The sequence below is a fragment of the Microcoleus sp. CAWBG27 genome (genome assembly GCF_020883145.1).
Lineage (GTDB): Bacteria > Cyanobacteriota > Cyanobacteriia > Cyanobacteriales > Microcoleaceae > Microcoleus.
This window is the reverse complement of the sequence record NZ_JAHREU010000011.1, coordinates 26,287-34,927: the sequence shown is the minus strand read 5'-3', so window position 1 is coordinate 34,927 and position 8,641 is coordinate 26,287. Positions and strand designations below refer to the sequence as shown.

Genomic DNA, 8,641 nt, shown 5'->3' with positions numbered 1-8,641 from the left:
CTACGTACCTTTACTACTCTTTTCGCTCGATAACCACACTCAAATGAGCGACAACTGCCCCAACTGTTGCCAATACAGCAGCAATTGGAAAGACTACACTCCCTGCAACACCGCCTACCAATCCCGCCATCAGCGGAATGTCTGCTAAAATCCGCCCTTCTGAGTTTTTGATGACGAGGCGGCGGAGTTTTCCTTGCTCAATTAGTTCTTTGACTTTACCAATTAAACTGTCGGCGCTAATCTTAAATTCTTCCACTCTAACTTTTTCCTCTGTTACGAACTCTGAGGTGAATAAAGGAGTTTCAACTGTTGGGTTAGCTGAATTTCCGGCTGCTGCTTCGTCTTGGAGGATTGTTACTTGTTGTTCTAGTTGTTGTGAGTTCATTTTGTGTAGGGCGGGCGAACACCAGCCGTTTAATTTCTATACTTCTATCTTGTGCGATCGCACTTCGCACCGACAGGCAAGAAAACCCTACAAGCTGCATTCGTACTTTCCGCCCCCGCCTTTTCACCCAAAACATTATCTCTGTGGACAGCGTTAATCAGTTGACAGTTGACAGTTGACAGTTGACAGCGTTAATCAGTTGACAGCGTTAATCAGTTGACAGTTGACAGTTGACAGCGTTAATCAGTTGACAAATGACCAATGACTAATGACCAATGACCAATGACTAATGACTAATGACTAATGACTAATGACCAATGACTAACTTATTTGTGCCGAATTAGCTCGTAAATTTCCACATAGTCTTTAGCTGGATATTTCCACGAATTATCGCAATTCATACCTTGAATCATCAGCTTTTCAAAGTCATCATGATAGTCATACCACAATCCGATCGCCCGATCGAGCGCCGACTCTAAAGCGTAGTAGTCTGTTTGGTGAAATACGTAGCCGTTGCGCTCTTCGGGTAAGTGGTTGGTGTCGTAATCGCGATCGAACACCGTATTCACCAAACCGCCCACGCCCCGCACCACAGGCACCGTACCGTACCGCAACCCGATCATCTGAGTCAGCCCGCAGGGTTCGTAATTGCTCGGCACCACAATCATATCCGCACCCGCGTAAATTAAGTGCGACAGTTCCTCATTAAAACCGAGTTCCAAATGGCAGTCGGGATTGTCATTTAAAACCCATTTTTCGTGCTGGAAATGCGCGTTAATTCCCGCTTCCGTCGCCGAACCCAAAAGTACGAATTGCGCGCCTTTGCTCAGACAGTAATAAATTGCATGGTGGACGAGGTGAACGCCTTTTTGGTCGTCCAAACGACCGATAAAGGTAATCAGAGGCTTGTCAGCATCGCGCATTAACAGCCGATCGCGCAAAGCTGTTTTAGTTTCGGCTTTTCCTGCCAAATCCTCCTGAGTGTAGTGTTGCGGAATATAGCGATCGCTCTCGGGATTCCACACGTCGTAATCGATGCCGTTGAGCACCCCGCGAAATTTGTCTTGATATATATGCAAAGTGTGGCCCAAACCGTAGCCGAACTCGCCGACGTGAGCTTCCCAAGCGTGGTGCGGCGAAACCGTCGTCACAAAGTTCGAGTACACAATGCCACCTTTCATAAAGTTGATGGCAAAGGGGTTAAAATTATCTCGCAGGCGATCGTACTGAAAATAATACTCATCTCGATTCAAACCCGTTGCTTGCAAAATCTCACTTCCGCCCATGCCTTGATGTTTGAAATTGTGAATGGTATAGCAGACTCGCTGATTTTCCATCCAATTGTATTTGTAAATTTCAAACAGCATGACTGGAACCAAGCCAGTTTGCCAATCGTGACAGTGAATCACATCCGGGCGCTTGTTGCTTCTTAGCAAAAATTCTAAAGCAGCTTTGCTAAAAAACGCAAACCGCATATTGTCATCATTGCAACCGTAATAACAGCCGCGGTTAAAAAAGTTATCTTGCGATCGAGGTTCGATGAAAAAACATAATACCCCGTGTACCCAGCCGCAATAGACATCGCATAGGATTTCGCCGCCGTACCAGGGCACCGCCAAATCCCGATAGGCATCGTGCAGCCCCCAAATGTGGTCGTACCTCATGCAGTCGTATTTGGGCAGAATAATCTCGACGGCGTGGCCGGAATTCTGCAACTCCCGACTCAACCCATAAACTACGTCCCCCAAACCGCCTGCTTTGATGACGGGGGCGCACTCTGAGGCAATTTGTACGATGTACATTTTTTTTGCTTACTCCTGGCTGAATCAAAAAATATTTTCTTAACTTGACAAAGTATATGATTTCTCGCCAAATAAGCAAGTCGCTCGTTAGACATAAAAGGGCGATCGCGCTTCCGGCTAGCAGAATTCGGGGCTGTGGCCCACAAACGCAGGCGAGACAAAGGACACATACGCGGCACAGCCTCAAAAGTCGAGTTCTACCTTATTCGATCGCATTTGTCAACTAAATATTTCAAAAATTTTTGTGGAATTTTCGCGAAAATTTCTCGCAGGATGCTGATAACTGATTATCAGACAACACTTGTTTGGCTACCAAACATCAACTCAGCGATTCTATTGTGGAAACTCAACCAGCAAATGCCGTGTCTAGCATTCATCCAGAGACTCTTCAGGAGGCCCTCGCCGATGCCCGACACCAACAATAGGGAGAACAATTTAAACCAACAACTCAAACAGCTAGTTGCTGAAGCCTGTTCGCATCCGCCCAAAAGCTTGATGCGACGGCAAAAACTCAGCGAGATAGTGAGGCTGATCGTGAGATCCGGCAAACTTTGGCAAGAAAACACGCCTCATTATAACGATGCCCTACAGCAAACTTGGGTGTATTTTTGTCGCAATGTTTGCGTTTGCGAAGAGAACACCACAAGAATTTTCGATCCGAATCGAGCCAGTCTCATTACTTGGCTAGGCAACTATCTCATGATGCGGCTGAGAGACTTTTGTATCGAAGAAGCAAAGGATCAAAATAGAGTTATTTTCCCGACAAATTTAGACGATTCAGAACTAATTAACCCGATAAATAATGTCGAAAATCCGCCGACTCATTCTGACAGTCCGCTAGTTATTCTAGAAGAGACTAAAAAATGGGTGCTGGCAGATATAGAGGGAGAGTTAAGAAGCGTTTACATCAAAGAACGCCCCGATGTCACTTGCCAAATCTTAATTTTGAAGCGTCTTCCCCCGGAGACTCCCTGGAAAAATATTGCTCTTGAATTTAACTTGCCACCGTCAACCGCGCCCAACTTTTATAAAAGAGAGTGTTTGCCCCGCTTGCGAAATTTTGCCAAAAAGCAAGGATATCTAGAATGATAGTTGACAGTTGATAGTTGACAGTTGACAGTTGGCAGTTGGCAGTTGGCAGTTGACGGTTGAGAGTTAACAGTTAACAGTTAATAGCGATGTTTGTTAGACTTGAATTAAAATATCGCCGCTCAAACAACCTTGGAATAGGGAGCAGTTCAGTTTTGTGAAAAGCATTTTTTTTATTATAGTGCGAGCGTCCCCGCTCGCGGATTCTACAACTCGCGAGCGGGGACAGCACTATAAATGCCAAACTGAGATGCTCCCTTGGAATAGGGCATAACAACCCTGAAAATTGGGTAATTTTTAATTAGTAATATAGCGCTTCTCAGAAAAGTGAGGTATGCCCTATGCCCTATGCCCTATGCCCTATGCCCTATGCCCTATGCCCTATGCCCTATCCCCATAAGTACCTCATCTTTTTGAGAAAGGCTAGAGAAAAGTATGTTTTTGAGTTTTCATCATAAAACTATAGTTCAAAGAGGAGAATCCCGATGAATGGCAATCTTAACAATATCAGGCAATCATCTATTCCACTGCCCATTACTACAGCAGCGCTGCGGCTGGCAGAGAACTTTTCAAATATTAAAGGATTGAGCACAGCAGAAAAAAGAGACCAAGTTTATTTCAACACTTTAGCTGTATGTGCAGTAAAAGATTACATGGAAATGATGGATATTCCTACAGATTTGAAAGCCAGCGACAGTTGGAACCCTGCCATGCGCCTTTACACCGATGCAGCAGATTTGAAATTAACTCAATTTGGCTATTTGGAATGCCGCCCTGTGAAGTCTGGCAAGTTTTGTGACATTCCGCTAGAAATACCTGACGATCGCATTGGTTTAGTGGCAGTTGAAATCGATACACAGCGGCAAGAAGCTACTTTGCTGGGATTTATTGCAACTGCAAGTGCTGGCGAGTTGGCGATCGACAAATTACAAAGTGTTGAAAAATTGCTGCTACATTTGGATAGTCTGAAACGAAGCAAAAAAGCTGTACAACTCAGTCAGTGGCTGCACAATATTTTCGAGGCCAGTTGGCAGTCTGTAGCAGAAGTTTTAGCGCCACCAGAACCTAGTTTAGCTTTTCGTTACGGCAGCGCAGTCGTGCGGGCTAAGACGATCCATCTGACACCAGATATCTCGGAACCAGTATCAACAACCCTCAACTATTTTCGGGGAAAACCTAATTTAGATAGGGGTGTAGGAGTAGCTGCCGAATCTGTAGCTTTGGTGGTGGCGATCGCACCAACGACTGATAGTGATATTAATATTAAAGTACAGGTGCATCCGATCGCCCGAGCAGACAGCTTGCCGCTCAACCTGACTCTGAAACTCATCGACGGCGAAGGAACGACTGTCATGGAAGCTTGTGCAGTCAAAAAAGACAACGGCTGCATGACACTGGAATTTGCTGCCGATCGCGGAGAATGTTTCAGCGTTGTGGTAAAACTGAAAGAAATATGTATAGCAGAGAATTTTGTCGCTTAAATCTGCCCGCTGGTTACAAGCTGTTCAGCATTAAAATTGAACCTTTACCAGGAAGTTAGCTTGAGGAATCAAAAATCTCAGTGTATCAAAGACCTGAGAGTGTCAACCATGCAAAAATTAGTTGTCTTAAAGCTAGATGATAACTTGACAAAAGGCGTGCGAGCTACTCTGGAAATCGGCCCGGAAGGAGAACGGGCCACAGTAGAAATCCAAGGTTTCCTGCCTCCGAAACCAGAAATAGCTGACAACTACGATCGCTGGCAGTCAGTGTACCGCAGTTTGGGAGATTTCCGCATTAAGCCGATCGCAATTACCATTAGTAGCTCTCGTGCGGAACAGTTGGCAAAATGCCGGGATTTGGCAGCACAATTAAGCCAGCAAATCAATAGCTGGCTCTATTCCGAATCGTTTCGCCAACTCAGAGAAACATTGCTCGCACAATTAAGCCCGTTGGACACAGTTCGATTTTTAATCAAAACTGACGACATTGTTTTGCGGCGGCTGCCTTGGTACTGTTGGGATATTTTCGATCGCTATCCGAAAGCCGAAATTGCTTTAAGCGCCACTTCTATAAAACCGCAGGTTTGGGATCCCCCTAAATCCCCTTTAAGAAGGGGGAATTTGACACAATTCTCCCCCCTTTGTAGGGGCGGTGCCCCCGTGCCCGCCCGCTGGGGGGGATCTCCGATTTCAGATCCCCCTAAATCCCCTTTAAGAAGGTGGAATTTGAGTGAATTCTCCCCCCTTTGTAGGGGCGGTGCCCCCGTGCCCGCCCGCTGGGGGGGATCGGAGAGTTTTGGAAAAGGTCATAAAAATCTCGTCAGAATTTTAGCAATACTGGGTAACAGTCAAAATATTGATATTGAACAAGACTGCAAAATCTTGGCAGAATTGCCATCAGCAGAAATTACATTTTTAGTCGAACCAAGCCGCCGCCAAATCTGCGAACAGCTTTGGGAAAAAAACTGGGATATCTTATTTTTTGCCGGACACAGTTCTACCGACAGCGACGGTCGAAGTGGTAAATTTTATATCAATAAAACCGAGAGTTTAACAGTTGAGGAACTGAAACACGGTTTCAGGCTAGCAGTTAACAGCGGCTTGCAATTGGCTGTTGTGAATTCCTGCGACGGATTGGGCCTAGCGCGACAGCTAGAAGATTTGGGAATCCCGCAAACGATCGTGATGCGGGAACCGGTGTGCGATCGAGTTGCCCAAGATTTTTTGAAGTATTTTCTCCAATTTTTTTGCAGCGGGGAATCTTTGTATGTGTCAGTGCGCCTCGCGAGGCAAAGATTGGCAGAATTAGAGTCAGAAATTCCGGGCGCGGATTGGCTGCCGGTAATTTGTCAAAATCCGGCATCCCAGCCGCCGACTTGGCAAGAGTTGCTGCACAAACCCGAGGTGAAAAATGCCAGTAATTCGCCATCTTTATCTTGGCGGCGCCGTTTTGGGAGCGGGCTGTTGTCGATCGCAATTGCTGCTGTTTTTGTCCTGGGAATGCGATCGCTGGGCTGGCTGCAAGTATCGGAATTGCAAGCTTTTGACGAATTGATGCGCCTGCGTCCCCCCGAAAGCTCGGATTCGCGTTTGTTGCTGGTGGAAGCAACGGAAACGGATATCGAAAAATACGGCTTTCCGCTGCCGGATGGGACGATCGCCAAAGCAGTAGCAAATTTAGCACAGTATCGGCCGCAAACGATCGCCCTGGATATCTTTCGCCCTCGCCCCTCCGGAGTCGGTTATGCGGCATTGGCTGCTAGCTTTAAGAGCGATCGAAGTTTAATTGGTTTGTGCAGCGTCAAAGAAAGCGGCAAACCGAACAAATGCGGCATCAAACCGCCGCCTGCACTGCCAAAAGAGCGCCTCGGGTTCAGCGATGTGGTGGCTGATGCCGATGGCACTCTCCGCCGCCACTTGTTGTTTATCCAGCCGCATAGAACCGATAGTTGTGCTACTGAACATTCTTTAAACATGAGGGCTGCGCTCCATTACCTAGCAGCAAAAGGCATCACACCAGAAACTCTACCAGGAGATAAGATAGAGCTGGGAAAGGCGGTTTTTGCACCGATTCACGGCAGTACAGGCGCTTATCACAACCTGGACGATCGCGGTTTTCAAATTATGCTCAATTATCGATCGCCCCAAAATTTTATTCGGCGAGTTAGCCTGACACAACTGTTAGAAGGAAAAGTCAGTCCCAATTTGATTAAAGACCGAATTATTTTTATAGGTGTGACGGCGCCGATTTCCAATCCCGATTATTTTTTTACACCCTACAGCGCGCGAGAAATACCTTATCAGAAAATGCCGGGGGTGTTGCTTCAAGCACAAATGTCTAGTCAAATTATCAGTGCTGCTTTGGATGGGCGCCCGCTGCTGCAAATTGTTCCTGTGTGGCAAGAAATGCTGTGGATTTTGGGCGGCGCAGCAGTTGGCGGCACGATCGCGATTTTCAGCCGGCGCAGGCTGTTTGCGGTGTTGCGGGCGATCGCTTTTGCGGGGATTTTGGGCGGAGTTTGCTGGTTTTTGCTAATCCAGGGTTGGTGGGTGCCTTTGGTACCGTCGGTTGTGGCAATGTTGGGGGCGTGTGGTATTGCGATTTTTTGTAAGCGAATCTAGAACCGTCTCTGTTAGATAGGTACGTTGTTGCGCTTGAGCGCTCTTAGTATATCTACGATCGGAGCGCTGAAGCGCAACTACATACCTTTTTTTTGGGATTTTAAATTATATCACATCTGGCTGTACCGGAATTGTTAAACCACAGAGAGCGCAGAGGACACAGAGGGAGAGTATAGAGAGATGAATTATCATTCCTATGAAGAGCGGATTTGAATTTATTTATTCAATAGACTTGTATTGCCAAATTATTTTGGCAATTCAATCCTAATTGGAAAATATCCTGTGATTGCGAGCATTCGGAGCAAATGTGTAACCGTATCCGCGAACTGTTTGAATAAAATTTGGCACAGCCCGATCGACTTTAGCCATTTTCTTGCGAATCTGGCCGATATGCACGTCCACCACTCGCTCTTCTGATGCGTAATTGGATTTCCAGCCCCAAATTTTTTCGATTAGCTGTTGGCGAGTCCAAGCTTCATCTGAATGAGTTGCCAAAAAACACAAGATCTCATATTCTAATTTGGTTAGAGTCAAAGTTTTATCCTGCAATCTTACTTCCCTACTCATTAAATCAATTTCTAGTTGACCGCAGACAAGGCGGGGCGGGTTGACGGTTCTCCCACGCCGCAACAAGACTTCTACTCTAACTGCTAGTTCTTCAATACTGAAGGGTTTGCACATAAAATCGTCAGCACCTGCTTGCAGGATTTTAATTCGATCTTCTTCGGCGGTGCGGCTGCTCAGAATCGCGACTAAAACATTCGTCCGCTTTTGCATTTCTTGACAAAGTTTATAGCCTGTAGTATCGGGCAAATTCCAATCTAAAATCACGAGAACTGGGTTGAATTCATCAAATATTTCTAATGCTGTTTGGCCGTCGGCTGCAAATTGTACTTCATATCTCTGTTTCAGAAAGCGGTAGACTAGATTGCGGACGGGGGCGTCGTCTTCTACAACTAGAATTTTGGTGTTTTGAGCGGCAGAGATTTTCATAATTTTCAACTCAATTGTTAATGGTGCAAAGTTAATTAGTAATATCATGTCCGGTCAAACAACTATCATGATTTGGGTTCGTAGTGAGGACTTTAGTCCTCTGATTATGAGGACTGAAGTCCTCACTACAAACCGGATTTTAGTTCGTAGTGAGGACTTTAGTCCTCTGATTATGAGGACTGAAGTCCTCACTACAAACCGGATTTTAGTTCGTAGTGAGGACTTTAGTCCTCTGATTATGAGGACTGAAGTCCTCACTACAAACCGGA

Annotated in this window: 6 protein-coding genes; 3 read left to right on the top strand and 3 right to left on the bottom strand. The window is 46.0% G+C overall.

Annotated features, from left to right (window positions below):
• Window positions 1–13 precede the first annotated feature (13 nt).
• Window positions 14–385, bottom strand: a complete 372-nt coding sequence (locus tag QZ938_RS08905) for a DUF4342 domain-containing protein (RefSeq protein WP_293148520.1) — start codon at window positions 383–385, stop codon at window positions 14–16.
• Window positions 386–711: 326 nt separating this feature from the next.
• The gene (gene glgA, locus QZ938_RS08900; protein WP_293148518.1) at window positions 712–2,187 is read right to left on the bottom strand and encodes a glycogen synthase GlgA; all 1,476 of its coding nucleotides are present in this window, start codon (window positions 2,185–2,187) and stop codon (window positions 712–714) included.
• Window positions 2,188–2,592: 405 nt separating this feature from the next.
• Here glgA and QZ938_RS08895 point away from each other — a divergent pair, with 405 nt between their 5' ends.
• The 3 genes from QZ938_RS08895 to QZ938_RS08885 all read left to right on the top strand — a co-directional run bounded on the left by QZ938_RS08895 (window position 2,593) and on the right by QZ938_RS08885 (window position 7,379).
• Window positions 2,593–3,276 carry a sigma-70 family RNA polymerase sigma factor gene (locus QZ938_RS08895; RefSeq protein WP_293348833.1) on the top strand — a complete coding sequence of 228 codons (684 nt, stop codon included), beginning with the start codon at window positions 2,593–2,595 and terminating at the stop codon, window positions 3,274–3,276.
• Window positions 3,277–3,761: 485 nt separating this feature from the next.
• Window positions 3,762–4,757 (top strand): DUF1822 family protein, encoded by a 996-nt coding sequence (locus QZ938_RS08890; RefSeq protein WP_293348830.1) that lies wholly within the window; start codon window positions 3,762–3,764, stop codon window positions 4,755–4,757.
• Window positions 4,758–4,865: 108 nt separating this feature from the next.
• Window positions 4,866–7,379 carry a CHASE2 domain-containing protein gene (locus QZ938_RS08885; RefSeq protein WP_293348827.1) on the top strand — a complete coding sequence of 838 codons (2,514 nt, stop codon included), beginning with the start codon at window positions 4,866–4,868 and terminating at the stop codon, window positions 7,377–7,379.
• Between the two features lie 264 nt (window positions 7,380–7,643).
• Here the strand turns inward: QZ938_RS08885 and QZ938_RS08880 are convergent, their stop codons facing one another.
• Window positions 7,644–8,372, bottom strand: a complete 729-nt coding sequence (locus QZ938_RS08880; RefSeq protein ID WP_293348824.1) for a response regulator transcription factor — start codon at window positions 8,370–8,372, stop codon at window positions 7,644–7,646.
• Between the last annotated feature and the right edge of the window lie 269 nt (window positions 8,373–8,641).